Below are 17,383 nucleotides of genomic sequence, written 5' to 3' on the forward strand. Positions count from 1 at the left end.
ACGCAAATTCCCTCAAAGCCACCAAAAAATGACTTGCAACCGCTGACGATTTGGCATTGCGGCACTGGCCGGAAAGCGCTGCAGAGTAGCATTACTACACACGTTTGTTCATTTTCTCAACGGTGCGCTTTTGAGAAAAATGAGTCTTATTATAAATACTTATCATGAATAAATGATGTTGTTTATATATTCTAAATTTATCATTAAGTGGCCTCCCAGCCCCGTGCATATTACCTTCCCCGCTCTTCATCAGGTGTGGGAATGAATTGCAATGGTATTTAATAAAATCACGATGTGTTTGTTTTTAGCCTGTAATTTACAGTCTTTTTCAGAGGCCGTTTTTGCAGACACCCTGCCGGCCTGTTCAGGCATGCAGATAACCGAAAGTTGTGATGCGGGCGCCACCACCCTGGGAAATCAAACGCTCAATACCTACACCGTTGCCGATGGCGCTGAAATGATTTTCTCCGGCGAGACGGTGTCCTACGCATCCGGCGGTGCTGTTCACCTGGACAGTAATACGTCGCTGGCGATCCTCCCCGAAAATTCAACCGGTTCCAGTTTGTTTACAGATAATCACAGCAGCGGCAGCGGCGGGGCGATTTATGCTAATGAAAACTCTTCGGTTTATTTAGAAAACACCGGCTTTACGGATAATGTTGCCAATGATTATGGCGGCGCAATCTATATGAATGGGTCGAATGACCGCGGTGTGGGTGATCTCACCATTATCAATGGCGTATTTTCAGGCAACATTGCCAGTGAAGGTAAGGGCGGTGCCATCTATTCCCTGAATAATAAAGTTCGCCTGACGAATGTTTTATTTGAGGATAATCAGGCGAAAACCAGCGGAAACGGGAATAACGGAAATGGCAGCGGCGGCGCAATAGACGCCACAGACAATACGACAAATTCGCATGGCAACCTGGTGATCACCAACAGCGAGTTTACCGGCAATCAGGCAGAGGGGCAGGGCGGCGCGATTTATACCAACAGCATGTCTACGCCGTTCCTCATTGATATCAGAATCGACGAGGATTATGACGATAACAATGGTGTGGCGTACTACCACGACAATGTTGCAGACAACTACGGCAATGAACCTGACGCGACGGGCGGTGGGTTTATGTATCTCGGTCACAGTGAGGCTGATTTTAATATTGCCGCAGATAAAAAATTGGTTATCGGCAGTACGGAAAACGACGGTGCCTATGACTCGATCGCCGGTTATGGTGCGATTTTCAAACGCGGTGCGGGTGAGCTGGTACTTAATGCTGATAACAGCGGTTTTACAGGTGTCTTCGATATTTTAGAGGGCACGGTCACGCTCGGGCGTGACGATACCTTAATTAACGTCGGCGAAACCCCTTGCCAGGCCGGCCAGGGATCCTGCCAGGGCATCATATTAGGCAGTGATACTGTCGCGAATAATACGGCGATCCTCAATGTCGGCAGCACTCAGCAAACCTTCAAAAATACCTTTACCGGCTACGAAAACAGCACGCTCAATATTGATGCCGGTGGCAATGTGATTGTTAACAGCGGCACCATGGCGGGGACGACTACCGGGGCAGGTGACCTGACAGTGGCAGAAAACGGCAGTTTTACCCTGACCGGCGCGCAGTCCATGGGGCTGGAAGGCGACATTGTGGTGGAACAAAACGCTGTGCTCAGCGTCCAGGGCGATGCTGATGATTTAGCGATATTGCAGGCCGATCCGCAGTCCATCGTGCTCGACGGCGGTGTACTGGATTTATCAGATATGTCGACGTTTAACGGTACAACGAATCAGATAAACGACGGCCTGGCAATCACAGGTTCAGGCGGCACGGTCATTGGTAATGCCGATCTGGTTACTCTCGGGGCGGGCAATGACTATCACATCGGTGACGGTACCTCAGCCGGTGATGGTGTGTATGTGGTGATTAATGCCGGAAACGGACGCGTCACGCTGGCAGATAACAATGCTTATCTGGGCACAACACAAATTGCCTCCGGCACATTGCAGGTCACCGCTAATTCTCAGCTCGGCGATGAAGCCTATAACCGGCAGGTGATTTTCACCGATCCGGCACAGGCCAGTACGCTGGAAGTGGCTGCTCCTGGCGATGCCAGCGGGCAGGTCGATACCACCTCCGCACAAACCGGTGAGGCGCGGGATATTGAAATGCGGGCCTCAGGGACGATGCAGGTGGACGACGGCGTGACCACGCAATGGGGCGGCCTGACGGCAGACAGCACCGGCGCGCAGGCGGACGTTAACACCACGTTCACGAAAACCGGCAACGGTACGCTGATACTGGATGATTCAGGCAGCAGCCATTCCGCTGTGCGTGTCGAGCAGGGCACCTTGCAGGGTGGCGCGAAAAATATTATCGCTGACGCCTCTTCATTGTATGTCGGCGCAAATGCCATGTTCGTCACCGGCCTGGATCAGCAGGTGCGAAGCATTGATACAGATTCCGCCGGTAAGGTGTTGATTTCCGATGACACTCAGCTGGTACTGACCCATCAGGACACGGCTTCGGCGCTGGATGCCAGCCTGTTTACAGGCGCTGGCGGCACGCTGGTGAATGCCACGTCCGGTATGGCGTTGCAAGGCACGCTGAACACGAATATGTCCCTCGACGCATTGACGTATTTATCCGGTGTGACGGTAAACGGCAGCCTTGATAACAGTACGGGAACCGCCAGCCTTGAGAACGGCACGGCAGGGGATTCACTGACAGTTAACGGCGATTACACCGGCGGCGGCACTCTGGTGCTGGAAACGGAAATGAATGGCGACGCATCGGCAACCGATCAACTGATTCTTAATGGCAATACAGCCGGTGATACCGCCCTGGCGATAGTGCCGGTCAGTGGTATCGGACAGGCCACGCAAACCGGGATCAAAGTCGTCGATTTCGTTGCTGATCCGCAACTTTATAATAATGCGGCAGATTTCCATCTGGCGGGCGATCAGCAATACATCAATATGGGTGCCTACGACTATTCGCTGGTGCAGGATAATCAGGACTGGTATTTACGTTCGCAGGTGGTAACGCCAGATCCGCAACCTGAGCCTGTTCCCGGTGCTGATGATTTTTCACCGGTGCTGAACCCGAAAACGGGCAGTTACATGAGCAACCTGCGTATCGCCAATAATGCGTTCAGCATGACTGCGCAGGATCACGCTGGCGCCGGTCATGACAATATTAAGCTACGGGTGGATTCGTCGCGCGACAGCTCAACCTTCAGCCACCAGATTGACAGCAGCAATGACACCACCGTCGCGCAGATCAGCGGCAATTTCCTCAGAGATAACCTGGGCGAAGGCGAAATCCTGGCCGGTGTCGTCGGCGGCTACAGTAACAGCCACGGCGACAGCACCAGCGCGCTGACCGGGCGTAAATCAGATAATGATAGTCAGGGTTATGCCGTGGGGCTGACCGGTTCGTGGTATCAGGATGCGCACGACCATCAGGGCGCGTATCTCGACAGCTGGTTGCAATATGCCTGGTTTGATAACAGCGTCAGTGAAGACGGCACGGGTGACGATAATTATCACTCTTCCGGTCTTCTGGCCTCACTGGAAGGCGGATACCGTTTCACTCTGATGCAGGGAAATCAGTGGAACTGGACCTTGCAACCGCAGGCGCAGGTGATTTATCAGGGCGTGAAGCAGAAAGATTTTACCGCCTCGAATCAGTCGAAAGTGACACAAGACGGCGATAGTAACGTTCAGACGCGCTTAGGGTTGCGCAGCGAATGGGATATTCATCCGACGCCGGCGCTGCATCTCAAACCTTTTATCGAAGCGAATTATCGCCATAACAGTGCGGAAACTTCCCTGAATGTGGATGGAGTGGATTTTACCGACAACACCGCTAAAGACAGTGCCGAACTGAGTACCGGGATCAGTGGCAATTTGGGCGAGAATACTACGGTCTGGGGCAAGGTCGGGCAACAGGAAGGGTCAGATGATTTTTCCCAAACCGAAGCGGCCGTTGGGGTGAGTATACGCTGGTAAATCAGTGGATTAGCCAGAAAATAAAAAAAAGGGTACAGCGCAAACTGTACCCTTTTATGCAGGCAAAATATTACAGTGCCTGAGTGTGGATCATGTAGTTCACATCTACATTTGGCCCGAGTTTGAAATGGTCGGTCAGCGGGTTGTAGTGAAGACCCATAATGTGACGCTCGTACAGCGATGTGCGGTCAATCATGCCGAGCAATTCAGACGGCTTGATGAATTTTTTGATGTCGTGCGTGCCTTTCGGCACCATTTTCAAAACATATTCAGCGCCGAAAATCGCCATCAGCCAGGCTTTATTATTGCGGTTGATGGTGGAGAAGAACACATGACCGCCGGGTTTGACCAGACGCGCGCAGGCGGCAACGACTGAAGCCGGATCCGGCACGTGCTCCAGCATTTCCATGCAGGTCACCACATCATATTGCTGCGGATGTGCTTCGGCATGTGCTTCTACCGTTTCCTGCACGTAATCGACTTTCACACCACTTTCCAGCGCATGCAAACGTGCTACCTGTAAGGGTTCGCCGCCCATATCCAGACCTGTGACTTTCGCGCCCGCCACCGCCATGCTTTCACTCAAAATCCCGCCGCCACAGCCGACGTCCAGCACGTTCTTGCCGAACAGGCCGTCAGCGCGTTCGAGAATATAGTTCAGACGCAGCGGATTGATGCGGTGCAGCGGTTTGAATTCGCCTTCCAGATCCCACCAGCGCGAGGCCACGGCTTCAAATTTGGCGATTTCTTCATGGTCGATGTTTTGCGGTGTTGCAGACGGTGTGGTTGTCATGAGCGTGAGTAACTCCTTATAACTTGATTAGCGGATTATACATATTCCATCTGCTTTGGCTCAGTTTTGTCGTTTTGGCTAATGTTTATACGAAATGAAGCCTGGCGTGCAAAGGTTTGAAACGCGTTGGATAATAGTACGCAAAAGGGGGCGGTTGTTTTCCACGTTTGGCTGGTTTGTGGTATAGTTTTACACCTTTGCGCTATATATGCCTACGTGGGCAGCGGCCATGAATAATCAGTAGAGGGATAGCAGCTCCATGAGCGACCTTGCCAGAGAAATCACACCGATTAACATCGAAGAAGAGCTGAAAAACTCTTATTTGGATTATGCGATGTCCGTTATTGTCGGACGTGCGTTACCAGATGTGCGCGATGGTTTGAAACCGGTGCACCGCCGCGTACTTTTCGCAATGAATGTCCTCGGTAACGACTGGAATAAAGCCTACAAAAAATCGGCCCGTGTGGTCGGTGACGTTATCGGTAAATATCACCCACACGGTGATACCGCGGTTTATGACACCATCGTTCGTATGGCTCAGCCTTTCTCACTTCGCTATATGCTGGTGGACGGGCAGGGTAACTTCGGGTCAGTGGATGGTGACTCCGCAGCCGCCATGCGTTATACCGAAATCCGCATGTCAAAAATTGCTCACGAATTGCTGGCAGACTTAGAAAAAGAAACTGTCGATTTCGTGCCAAACTATGACGGCACCGAACAAATTCCTTCTGTTATGCCTACACGCATTCCAAACCTGCTGGTTAACGGCTCGTCTGGTATCGCGGTAGGTATGGCGACGAACATTCCGCCGCATAACCTCACCGAGGTTATCAACGGCTGTCTGGCGTACATTGAAGATGAAAACATCAGCATTGAAGGGCTGATGGAACACATCCCGGGGCCAGACTTCCCGACAGCGGCAATCATCAACGGTCGCCGTGGCATCGAAGAAGCTTACCGTACCGGCCGTGGCAAGATTTATATCCGTGCCCGTGCTGAAGTGGAAGCGGATGCGAAAACCGGTCGCGAAACCATCATTGTTCACGAGATCCCGTATCAGGTGAACAAAGCCCGTCTGATCGAAAAGATCGCCGAGCTGGTGAAAGAAAAACGCGTTGAAGGTATCAGTGCGCTGCGCGATGAGTCTGACAAAGACGGCATGCGTATCGTCATTGAAATCAAACGTGATGCAGTCGGTGAAGTGGTGCTGAATAACCTGTATTCACTGACGCAACTGCAGACGTCTTTCGGTATCAACATGGTGGCACTGCACCAGGGTCAGCCGAAAATTCTCGGTCTGAAAGAAATCCTGTCTGCGTTCGTTCGTCACCGCCGCGAAGTCGTCACGCGTCGTACCATCTTCGAACTGCGTAAAGCCCGCGACCGTGCTCATATCCTTGAAGCACTGGCCATCGCGCTGGCAAACATCGACCCGATCATTGAATTAATCCGTGCTGCACCGACACCGGCTGAAGCGAAAGCAGGCCTGGTCGCGCGTTCATGGGATCTGGGTAACGTGTCAGCCATGCTGGCAAGTGCCGGTGATGATGCCGCCCGTCCTGAATGGCTGGAGCCGCAGTTTGGTATTCATGATGGAAAATACTTCCTGACTGAGCAGCAGGCACAAGCCATTCTGGATCTGCGCTTGCAGAAACTGACCGGTCTTGAGCACGAAAAACTGCTGGATGAATACAAAGAGCTGCTGGTACAAATCGCCGAGCTGCTGTTCATCCTGTCCAGCCCTGACCGTCTGATGGAAGTCATTCGTGAAGAACTGGAAGCGATCCGCGATCAGTATAACGATCCGCGTCGTACCGAAATCACTGCCAATACCTCTGACATCAACATCGAAGACCTGATCAACCAGGAAGACGTTGTGGTGACCTTGTCGCATCAGGGCTACGTGAAATACCAGCCTCTGACCGATTACGAAGCGCAGCGTCGCGGCGGTAAAGGCAAGTCAGCAGCACGTATTAAAGAAGAAGACTTCATCGACCGTCTGCTGGTGGCTAACACCCATGACACCATTCTGATGTTCTCAAGTCGCGGACGTCTGTACTGGATGAAAGTCTATCAGTTGCCGGAAGCCAGCCGCGGTGCCCGCGGTCGTCCTATCGTCAACCTGTTGCCGCTTGAGCCGAACGAACGTATTACCGCCATTCTGCCAGTACGCGAGTATGAAGAAGGCCGTCATGTGTTCATGGCAACGGCGAGCGGTACCGTGAAGAAAACCGCACTGACCGATTTCAGCCGCCCACGCAGCGCTGGCATCATCGCCATCAACCTCAACGAGGGCGATGAGCTGATTGGTGTTGACCTGACTGACGGTAAAGACGAAGTCATGCTGTTCTCTGCGGCCGGTAAAGTGGTGCGCTTCTCTGAACAAGCGGTCCGCTCGATGGGCCGTACGGCGACCGGTGTTCGCGGTATCCGTCTGGGCGAAGGCGACAGCGTTGTGTCACTGATCATCCCACGCGGTGACGGTTGTATCCTGACTGTGACTGAAAACGGCTTCGGTAAACGTACTGAATCCACCGAATACCCAACCAAATCTCGTGCAACGCAGGGCGTTATCTCGATCAAAGTGAGCGAGCGTAACGGACCGGTTGTTGGCGCGATCCAGGTTGATGAAGCGGATCAGATCATGATGATCACTGATGCCGGTACACTTGTACGTACCCGTGTTTCCGAAGTGAGTACCGTAGGCCGTAACACCCAGGGTGTGACGCTTATCCGTACCGCAGACGGTGAGCACGTGGTCGGCCTGCAACGTGTTGCAGAACCGGTAGAAGATGAAGAACTGGATGGCGTAGCCACCGAAGCGGGCGAACTGGAAGCGGCACAAGCGGCCGATTTACCAGACGACGCGGAAGGTGAAGACGATCAGCCAGCTGACGACGAAGAAGAATAAGTTTTCTTCGTCAGATGACAAAAAGGCATAACATTTGTTATGCCTTTTTTATTAACTTCATATTTTTGAGAAACTACCGCTTAGTGTATTCTGTTACTCAATCCGCTCTGAAGAGCCGCCAGAATTATGGTTAATCCTTGAAATATCTTGCTTCGTTTCGAACAACGCTAAAAATATCCCGCTATCTGTTCCGGGTGCTGGCGCTCATGTTGTGGACACTGGGTGTGTTGCTGACCACCTTTTATGTGCTCAATATTTTCCATAACAAAGAATCCGAAATCCGTGATGAAGACAACTTCAATTACGATCTCGCGCAGAGCTACATCAAGAACTCCAATGACGTCATGCACAGTATTAAGTTCATGGCGGAAAAGCGGCTGAGCGATTCAATGAACGGGCTGGATATCATCAATGGCATGATCAGCACCAAAAACGTTCAGCCGACGTATCTTTCCCTGTTTCCTGAATCCGATTGTTCGCAGATTAATGACAGCTACCGTAACTCCCTGAGTACTCTCGGTAACATGATCCACTACTGGAAAGATAATTTTTCCGATGCGTACGATCTGAACAGGGTGTTTTTCATTGGCGGAGCGAACCTGTGTCTGGTTGATTTTGGTATCAGCAGCGAACCGTTCGAGCGTGCCAGTCAGGATCAGCTCAAATCATTGCATGAAAAAATCCTGCAATACCGTAACGGCAAGAGTCAGGATAAAGAAAACAGTCTGTACTGGGTGTCGCAGGGCAGTAATAAAGATTCCGGTTACCTCTATGTTCTGACACCGATTTATGTCGGCAATAAGCTGGAAGCGCTGATGGGCATTCAGCAAAATCTTCGTATGGAAGATTTGGTCAATCCGAATGCGCAACATACCTCCGTCACGCTGCTGGATGCGGACGATCAGCCGCTGCTGAACATTTCTGAGGATAACCGTGCCACCGCGCCACTGGCCAATATCCCTGAAGAAAGCTCATTCTTTGGTTATGTGAATGGCTACAAGGATCTGGTCTATAAAAAACCGCTGACGCCTTCCTCACTGAGTGTGGTGTATTCGATGCCGTTTAATACGGTCATCGAGCGATTTAAAATCCTGATATTTAATGCGGTGTTACTTAATATTTTCTCAGGCCTGCTGTTATTTATTCTGGCCTGGGTCTTTGAGCGCAAAATGTTTTTACCCGCCGAGGAAAACGCCTTCCGTCTCGAAGAGCATGAGCAGTTCAACCATAAAATCGTGGCCTCAGCACCGGTCGGCATTTCGATTCTGCGTATCAGCGATGGCGTCAACATTTTGAGTAACGAACTGGCGCACAACTACATCAATATGCTGACACAGGAAGACCGGCAGCGTATTACGCGCATCATCTGCGACCAGCAAACCAACTTTGTCGATGTCATCACCAAGAACAATAACAACATCCAGCTGAGCTTCGTGCATTCGCGTTATCGTAATGAAGACGTGGCAATCTGCGTGCTGATCGACGTCAGTTCGCGCGTCAAGATGGAAGAATCGCTGCAGGAAATGGCCAATGCCGCCGAGCAGGCCAGCCAGTCGAAATCGATGTTTCTGGCAACCGTCAGCCATGAACTACGCACGCCGCTGTACGGCATCATCGGTAACCTTGATTTACTGCAAACTCAGGGGCTGCCGCAGGGTGTTGACCGGTTGGTGACGGCGATGAATAACTCCTCGGCGCTGCTGCTTAAAATTATCAGCGACATACTCGATTTCTCGAAAATTGAATCCGAGCAGCTGAAAATAGAGCCACAGGAATTCTCCTGTCGTGAAGTTATCACGCATATTGCCGGTAACTATTTGCCGCTGGTGGTGAAAAAGCGTCTGGGGCTTTACTGCTTTATCGAACACAACGTGCCGCTGTCATTCAATGGTGACCCGGTACGTTTGCAGCAGGTCATTTCCAATATTCTCAACAACGCGATTAAATTCACCGATACCGGCTGCATTGTTCTTAATGTCAGAACCTGCGGAAATTACCTCGAATTCCAGGTACGTGATACCGGCGTGGGGATCCCGGAACGTGAGATCACCCGTCTGTTTGACCCGTTCTTCCAGGTCGGTACCGGCGTGCAGCGTCATTTCCAGGGCACCGGTCTCGGACTGGCGATTTGCGAAAAACTGATCAACCTGATGGACGGTGATATCGATGTTGAATCCGAGCCGGGGCTGGGTAGTTCATTTACGGTGCGTATTCCGCTCTATAACGCCACTTTCCCGTCGGGCGAACCGCTGGATAACTGGCAGGACAAAACCGTCTGGCTGGATGTGCGTAATGCGTATCTGGAAAGCTACCTGATGCAGCTGATGCGCTACTACGGTGCGAATGTTCAGCGCTGCGAACCGGGGCTGCAAAGCCAGCGTGAAGACGTGTTAATCACCGATACTCCGCGCATCCATCAGGGTGAACTGGCGGCGCAAATCGAGTTCTCTATCGATCATATCGGTCCGCCGGTCGAAACGCGTCCGGGTTACTGGGTGCACAGCACGTCAACGCCGCTGGAAATCACCGCGCTGCTTAACCGCATTTATCGTCTTGAGGCTGAAACGGAAGAGGGCATTCCGGCGCTTCCTGAAGCCACGGCGCAGGATTACAGCGATGTCACTTTGCTGGTGGTCGATGATCATCCGATTAACCGTCGTCTGCTTGCTGACCAGCTGGGCACCATGGGGTATATCGTGGTAACGGCAAATGACGGGATGGATGCGCTGGACGCCATGCGTGCGCATGAAATTGATATTGTACTCAGCGACGTTAACATGCCACGACTCGATGGTTATGGACTGACGCAGAAGCTGCGCGAACTCGGCCACACGTTGCCGGTGATTGGCGTGACTGCGAATGCGCTGGCCGAACAGCGTCAGCGCTGTCTGGAAGCCGGTATGGATAACTGTTTATCTAAGCCGGTCACGCTGGAAACCCTGCGCGATACGCTGCGTTATTACAGCGCGCTGGTTCGAAGAAAGCGCCAATCCTGACAGGTAAAATAAGTAATAAACAAAGCACCTCCGGGTGCTTTTTTTTAGGCTATTGTTCCTGTTGTTTTTTTTGAAGAGAGTGGTGAATTAAATAACTCATATCCTGTCTGTTGAAAATTACTTAATAATATATTCACTTGATAAATGTATGCTGTTTATAGAATATGGTCCGATTATGAAAAAAGGATATTGCAGTGTATTTATTATCCAGACAGGTTGTCATTTAATTAACTAAATTTCTTAAAAAGAATACCATTATAAAAACACTATGCTTGAAAATATAAAATCACTTCGCGATTATGCTATTTTGAATTCAAAAAACTGCGCCTTTACCGGGGAAATTAATGCCTGGGTTTTGATCTGGTATCCTGAGAATCATCACTTTGGGCATGCTGCGATGGTGATTGGAGACTTAAGTTCGAAATCTTCTTACGTCAGTTGGTGGCCGGAAAAATCCCGAAGTGGTCTTTCCTCCTTTTTATTTAAATCGCCAGCCGTCAGAGAAAACCTCTTCAATCACCGGGCGCATCGGTTTGAGTTTACTACCAGTGACTATGAAAGTGATGTTTCATCTGAGGGCGATTGTCCACATGTTATCTTTGGTCTGAGAGAGTTTGATTCGCGTAACATGCAGATAATGTGGGATAAAATAATAAGTGGTGGCGCGCCTTCGTTTTCTCCACTTTCAAAGAACTGTGCCACTATCGTGAGTCGGGTTATGAAAGCGGGTTTAAAAAACTCTCCTTTACGGCAAAAGGTATTTGGCCTATTTGGCGGTGAGCAATATGTCTGGACGCCTAAAAGAATCGCTGTGGCATGTAATATATTACGTGATAAGAACTACGCGTTGAAAATTAATATTTCAGGGCGTAATAGCGAATATAATTTCTTTAAGAAATTGGTTCGCCTGAGATAATAAAAAGGCACCACCCGGTGCCTTCAGCTGTACAGATATCTTATATAAGACGTGTGGAATACTGAAAGGAGCTTGAAAGGCTATTAATGCACTGAAGCACCAGCTTCGCTTAGTGTCAGTTCATTTATATCAATATCCATCAGGTTACTGCCTTTGCGTTTCATCAACGTCGCCATTGAGATAGCCAGCGCCAGCAAATATTCATCTTCAGACAATCCAGTATCTTCAGCGATTTTTTCGATTGTATTGACCAAATTCTCTACAACCTGAGTTCTCATTATCTATTCCTTTAGTTATTGCACTGATGTGAGTGCAGGTAAACCTGCCAGCCATTAATGATCTTGACCTGTCATCTCCAGACAACTATTTATCTGAGTTAATGCATCCCTGGGCCAACGAACGGCTTATGATGGTAAGAGAGTCGGTGCAAATCCACAACACCTGGCATCTCAATTTGTAGTAAAAAAAACAAAACGCCCGATGAGATTCATCGGGCGTTTAAAGGCTGAAAAGGGTCAACCTATATCAGGACGGGTCACGGTAATAACATCGCTTTCTGAACGTTAGTCTTTATCCACCGGCTGTGAGCTGACGGAAGACAGGTAGTTCAGCAGGGCGATATCATTTTCCACGCCCAGTTTCAGCATCGCAGATTTCTTCTGGCTGCTGATGGTCTTGATGCTGCGGTTCAGCTTTTTAGCAATCTCAGTCACCAGGAAGCCTTCTGCGAACAGGCGCAGAACTTCACTTTCTTTCGGAGACAGGCGTTTGTCGCCGTAACCATTGGCGCTGATTTTTTCCAGCAATTTCGCCACGCTGTCCGGCGTGAACTTCTTGCCTTTCTGCAATGCAGCCAGTGCTTTAGGCAGGTCAGTTGGCGCGCCTTGCTTAAGCACAATCCCTTCGATATCCAGATCCAGAACAGAGCTCAGGATCGCCGGGTTATTGTTCATGGTCAGAACAATAATGGATAACTGCGGATAATGGCGTTTGATGTATTTGATCAGCGTGATGCCATCGCCGAATTTGTCACCCGGCATGGACAGGTCGGTGATCAGAACATGGGCGTCGAGTTTGCTTAAGCTGTTAACCAGTGCCGTGGAATCCTCGAACTCGCCTACAACATTCACCCATTCAATTTGTTCAAGGGACTTACGAATACCAAACAGGACGATAGGATGGTCATCAGCAATAATTACGTTCATATTATTCATGTGATTAGCTACCTTGCTGGAGCAGTCTGGAGACAAAAGAATCAATGTGATTGATGGTTTCAGTAATCTGTAATGCATCGCCATCTGCGATGTATTGTTCTAACGATTCACACATTTGCTTGCCCGGGGTCAGGTTCAGCATTGCGAACACCCCCTTGAGACGATGTGCTGTTTGTGACATTGACGTGAAATCACGACGTTGGTTCTCATTATACAGTTTCTCAAGATCTTCCGGTACTGTCTCAACGAAAAGCTGATAGTAATCGCTTGATTTTAACTGCTTTTCATAATGGTCGAGAGAGTCTTCACCGGGTTCTTCGGATGAAACACTGTCATCGGAAACAGAAAATTGCTGTTCGATTAACAGTAGGGTTGCGTCAATCAGCGCACTGCTGATGTTGTAATTGACGCGAATATAATGCTTTTCAAGCTGCTGGAAACCTGACTCATCGTCGGTCAGCAAAAGCGTAAATTTGTCGCTGTTCTGCGGGTTATCTGTCAGTAAAACGTCGTATTCCCGCGCGACCTGCCGGTCATCAGCCACGATGCACACGGCACCATAGGCATTCATGGTCCGGGTGATAATACCGCGAACTTCCTCAGACGTGATGTCGAGCAAGACCGTGACATCATTCAGTAATTTCTCATGCTCAGCTTCAAGCTCCTGCGGTTCCTGACGCTGTTTAACCCGTACAGTATAGCGTGTGCCAATATCTAGCTTACTGCGGATTTCTAACTGGCCGCCAAGCTTTTTACACAGCTGATTACACAGGAAGAATGTCAGGCCGGAGCCGTGATTAAAACGGTCAACCAGTGTCTGGCTCAGGAAAGGATAATTCAGATTGCTCAATTCTTCCTTGGAAATTCCGCTGCCGGTGTCGTTAATGTGGAAAATCAACTGATCCGGGCGATCTTCGTCCTGTTCGCTGGTCAGTGTCACCTTACCCAGAGAGGTGGTGACGATGGCGTAATCGAGCAGCAGTGAAAGGATTTTCTTCACCGCCTGCACGTCGCCGATAAAGGTCGCTTCCGGGGCAATATTGAAGTGATTCAGCAAGCCCAGACCTTTCTGGTTCAGGCGGGGCAGGGCTTCAAGCAACAGTTCATCAATCATGGCGGATAACACATACTTTTCGCCAGCCGGTTGCCAGTCCTGCGTTTCCAGCCGCGTCAGCAGCGTGATGTTGTCAACCAGCGTCAGGGCATTGCGTGATTCATTGAGCAGCTTGCCTTCCAGCGTCTGGCGCTCTTCCGGGCTTTGCTCTTCCACCAGCGCCACCGCCAGTCCGTTCAGCTCCTGCAGCGGCTGATTCAGTTCAATGCCTAAATTGTGCAGCATCAGTTTGCGGGCCTGCAGGTTTTTCTCAAACTCGCGTTTTGCCTGTTGCAGTGTGCGGTTCACCATCACTTCTTTATCCTGATCATGAAGCATAAACAGGTAAGTTTCCGGTGAGATCTGACTGCGGATCATACGGATTTCATAGACTTCGTTATTCACGGTGGCCTGAATGGTGCCGTGATGCTGTTCGGCCATGTTGGCGATTTTATTCAGGCTAAGATGCGGGAGCAGCTGATCGGCAATTTTATTGCTCAGCACCACACTGTGATTGCTGAAGTTATACACCAGCAAACCGAGCGGCAGTCCGGAGATAATTTCCTGGTTCAGCGCCTGCTGCATCTGCAACTGCGCGGCCATATTTTCGCTCGGCCGGATGTACTGATGGCGGATAAAGTAAATGCTGGCCATCGCCAGTCCCATCAGGAACAGATTAATCAGGATCAGCCAGAAGTTATTGCGCGAAAGGTCAACGACCAGGCTAAACAGCGGAACGTGATAGGTCAGCGACAGCGGCGAATTACTCAGCGGAACGTCAAAGACCAGCGACCAGCCCTGCATGACGATGCTGCTTGCCGCGGCACTGTCGTCTTCCTGATCCCCTTCATTTACCGCCGTGGTGTTGCCGTTTAACTGGAAATTGTCCCGCGCCATGTTGTACGGGATCAGATCGGTTATCGGCAAATCAAACGCGATAACGGTCGCCAGATGTCCGGGGTTATTAAACGTGGTGCGCAAGGAGAATGAATAGTCGCTGCCCTGACGCGGTTTTCTCAGCCCAGAATAGCTTTCACGTTCATCAAGTGTATTGGCCTGTTGCAGCATTTCAGCGCGACGCGCCTGCAAGGTGCTGGTGACGGCATTTTCCTTCAGACGCGAATCTTGTTGCTGCAAGGGCGCCGTAGTGACCACCAACATACTGTTGTCCTGACCGTTCAGGTAATACAGCGAGTAGGGCAGGGTATTTGAACCCCACTGGTCATCCAGAAACGACGAAATCTTCAGGGTTAAATCCAGCGTTGAGCTGTCATGAGTACCGAAAATAAGCGCATCGGTTTTTTTATGAGGTTTGGAGACAAGATACATGTCCTGACGCAGGCGGATTTCCTGCGCATTGACCGCATCCGGCGTCATAGGCTGACCAGAATAGTTGTCATAAATCTGGTAGGTCATATAACGGAATTTATCGATACGTTTTTGCAGCAGTTCGGCGGTGTTTTGCACCGTTCGCATTTTATCGTTCAGATAAGCATTGGTGTAGTTGTAACCATACAGGCCCAGTCCCATCACCAGAAGGACAATGAACAACCAAAAGAAGCGCGTGATATTGGTCGATGTCAGCGATAAATATTTACCAGCCATGATGATGAGTTTTTTCCTTCATTCTTGTTATTACTCTTTACCGGACAACGGCTCTGGCGCAGGCAGTGACGCAAAGCATCATCGCGGCAACGCAACCTAATGCAAAAGACAAGCTACTGACCTGTGCGATAAAACCTATCAGCGCAGGACCCGCCAAAATACCGGCATAACCTAAGGTTGTCACGGAGGCGATAGCCATGCTGGCAGGCATTGATGTCTGATTGCCTGCCGCGCTGAACATAATCGGCACCAGATTCGAGGCACCAAATCCGATCATGACAAAGCCCAGACCGGCAATCCACAGATTATCCACCAGCGTCAGCAACACCAGTCCGAGGCTGGCACAAAGACTGCCGTACATCAGCACCTTATAACGTCCGAACGCCGCGATAATTTTGTCACCCGTCAGACGTCCGGCGGTCATGGCGACCGAGAAAACAGCGTAACCCAGTCCGGCCTGATGGGCCGCAACGCCGCGTTCCGTGGTAAGAAACAGCGCGCCCCAGTCGAGCATCGACCCTTCGGTCAAAAACATCACAAAACATAAAAAGCCCAGCAAAATGACCCAGCCGCGGGGCAGGACAAAAATCGGACCCTCGCCGTCATGGCGGGTTTCCCGCCATAAATGCGGGCTGGTCAGCACCACCAGAACAGCCAGTAAAATCACGACCAGCATGACTGATACAAAAGGCGTCAGCCCGAAAAATAATAAACCGGTGACGGCCAGCGCGCCAAAAATGCTGCCCATACTGAAAAAACCATGAAACCCGGACATCATCGCGCGGCCACTGGCTTTCTCAACCACAATTGCGTGGACGTTCATGGCTACATCAATCATGCCTATTGCGGCCCCAAACACCAGCAGCACCACGGCCATACCGGCGGTGCTGTCCATCAGCGTCAGCAGGGGCAATGCCAGCAGCAGTAACACGCTGGCAATCAAAATCACGGTCTTACATCCCAGTTTTCCGGTCAGAAAACCGGTCAGCGGCATTGAAAAGGTCGAGCCTGCGCCAATGCACAACAACAGTAATCCTAACGTTCCGTCACTGATCGCCAGCCGCAATTTCACAAAGGGCACCAGGGGTGCCCAGGCGGCCATGGCAAAACCGGACAATAAGAAAATCAGCCGGGTGGCATGTTGTTGCGCTCTGCCCGGAACCGGGGCAGCAGTCAGGGAATATTCAGGTGACGACGCTGTCGTCATCGGTTCTGGAGACATCTTTGGAAATTCCTTTTAGGCATAACTTTCACAGATGCCTTTTCGATACAAAAACACTCACGCAGTTTCCACCTGTCTGACTGACCGGACACTTTATCAGAAAGCATAAGTCACTGTGATTGCACATAGTCTTAATTATTTTGCCGCGGAATACATTAGCGATAAATAATCTAAAACACGATCACACAATTGGTAAGTCATTTTGATGGGTATTGAAGCGTGCTAATGTTTGATTTTATTAATAATGATCACGCTCATTCTTTGCGTAAAGGTTAACAAGATGTTGTTTTTTATTGATTTGTTTTAATTCTCAGTAAGCTAGAAGACGATTCACTCTTCGTCAAACTGATGTTTTGTGATTCTTTGATGAAATTTTCTTGTCATGATGATTGTGTTTTTTTATAGCACTTATCTCAAATCATGCATATAACTTATGGAGTTTCGGACATAAAACTACCGGAACAAGCAATCATTGAAGTCATAAAAAATATCTTAATGTATTCACGACGCTTTTATTTGTTCGATTTGTAGTCTATGGCATTCCCTGACACCAGTTGGAAGTATACCCATTTTTCTTAATGGTCTTCACATCACGACACGCCGCTTTTTCCTGCAAAAGGA

At 50.0% G+C, this 17,383-nt stretch carries 9 protein-coding genes; 4 read left to right on the forward strand and 5 right to left on the reverse strand.

The window, feature by feature from the left end; translation table 11 throughout:
- Positions 1–271 precede the first annotated feature (271 nt).
- On the forward strand, positions 272–4,012 hold the full coding sequence (locus J1778_RS19510) for an autotransporter outer membrane beta-barrel domain-containing protein (RefSeq protein ID WP_217174556.1): 3,741 nt from the start codon (positions 272–274) through the stop codon (positions 4,010–4,012).
- Between the two features lie 70 nt (positions 4,013–4,082).
- On the opposite strand, the gene ubiG is transcribed toward J1778_RS19510, so the two are convergent.
- Positions 4,083–4,805 carry a bifunctional 2-polyprenyl-6-hydroxyphenol methylase/3-demethylubiquinol 3-O-methyltransferase UbiG gene (ubiG, locus tag J1778_RS19515; protein ID WP_217174557.1) on the reverse strand — a complete coding sequence of 241 codons (723 nt, stop codon included), beginning with the start codon at positions 4,803–4,805 and terminating at the stop codon, positions 4,083–4,085.
- Positions 4,806–5,064: 259 nt separating this feature from the next.
- Here ubiG and gyrA point away from each other — a divergent pair, with 259 nt between their 5' ends.
- From gyrA to J1778_RS19530, 3 genes are all read left to right on the forward strand, one after another.
- Positions 5,065–7,716 carry a DNA topoisomerase (ATP-hydrolyzing) subunit A gene (gene gyrA / locus J1778_RS19520; protein ID WP_217174558.1) on the forward strand — a complete coding sequence of 884 codons (2,652 nt, stop codon included), beginning with the start codon at positions 5,065–5,067 and terminating at the stop codon, positions 7,714–7,716.
- Positions 7,717–7,853: 137 nt separating this feature from the next.
- Positions 7,854–10,712, forward strand: a complete 2,859-nt coding sequence (gene rcsC / locus J1778_RS19525; protein ID WP_217174559.1) for a two-component system sensor histidine kinase RcsC — start codon at positions 7,854–7,856, stop codon at positions 10,710–10,712.
- Between the two features lie 268 nt (positions 10,713–10,980).
- Positions 10,981–11,628 (forward strand): hypothetical protein, encoded by a 648-nt coding sequence (locus J1778_RS19530; RefSeq protein WP_217174560.1) that lies wholly within the window; start codon positions 10,981–10,983, stop codon positions 11,626–11,628.
- Positions 11,629–11,711: 83 nt separating this feature from the next.
- Here the strand turns inward: J1778_RS19530 and J1778_RS19535 are convergent, their stop codons facing one another.
- The 4 genes from J1778_RS19535 to J1778_RS19550 form a co-directional block, all read right to left on the reverse strand.
- Entirely contained in the window at positions 11,712–11,906 is a 195-nt protein-coding gene (locus tag J1778_RS19535; protein WP_217174561.1) for a hypothetical protein, read from the reverse strand.
- A gap of 285 nt (positions 11,907–12,191) precedes the next feature.
- Entirely contained in the window at positions 12,192–12,842 is a 651-nt protein-coding gene (rcsB, locus tag J1778_RS19540; RefSeq protein ID WP_013574620.1) for a response regulator transcription factor RcsB, read from the reverse strand.
- Between the two features lie 4 nt (positions 12,843–12,846).
- Positions 12,847–15,540, reverse strand: a complete 2,694-nt coding sequence (gene rcsD / locus J1778_RS19545; protein ID WP_217174562.1) for a phosphotransferase RcsD — start codon at positions 15,538–15,540, stop codon at positions 12,847–12,849.
- Between the two features lie 37 nt (positions 15,541–15,577).
- Positions 15,578–16,747, reverse strand: a complete 1,170-nt coding sequence (locus tag J1778_RS19550; protein ID WP_217174584.1) for an MFS transporter — start codon at positions 16,745–16,747, stop codon at positions 15,578–15,580.
- Positions 16,748–17,383: the final 636 nt, after the last annotated feature.

It is taken from the genome of Rahnella bonaserana, assembly GCF_019049675.1.
Lineage (GTDB): Bacteria > Pseudomonadota > Gammaproteobacteria > Enterobacterales > Enterobacteriaceae > Rahnella > Rahnella bonaserana.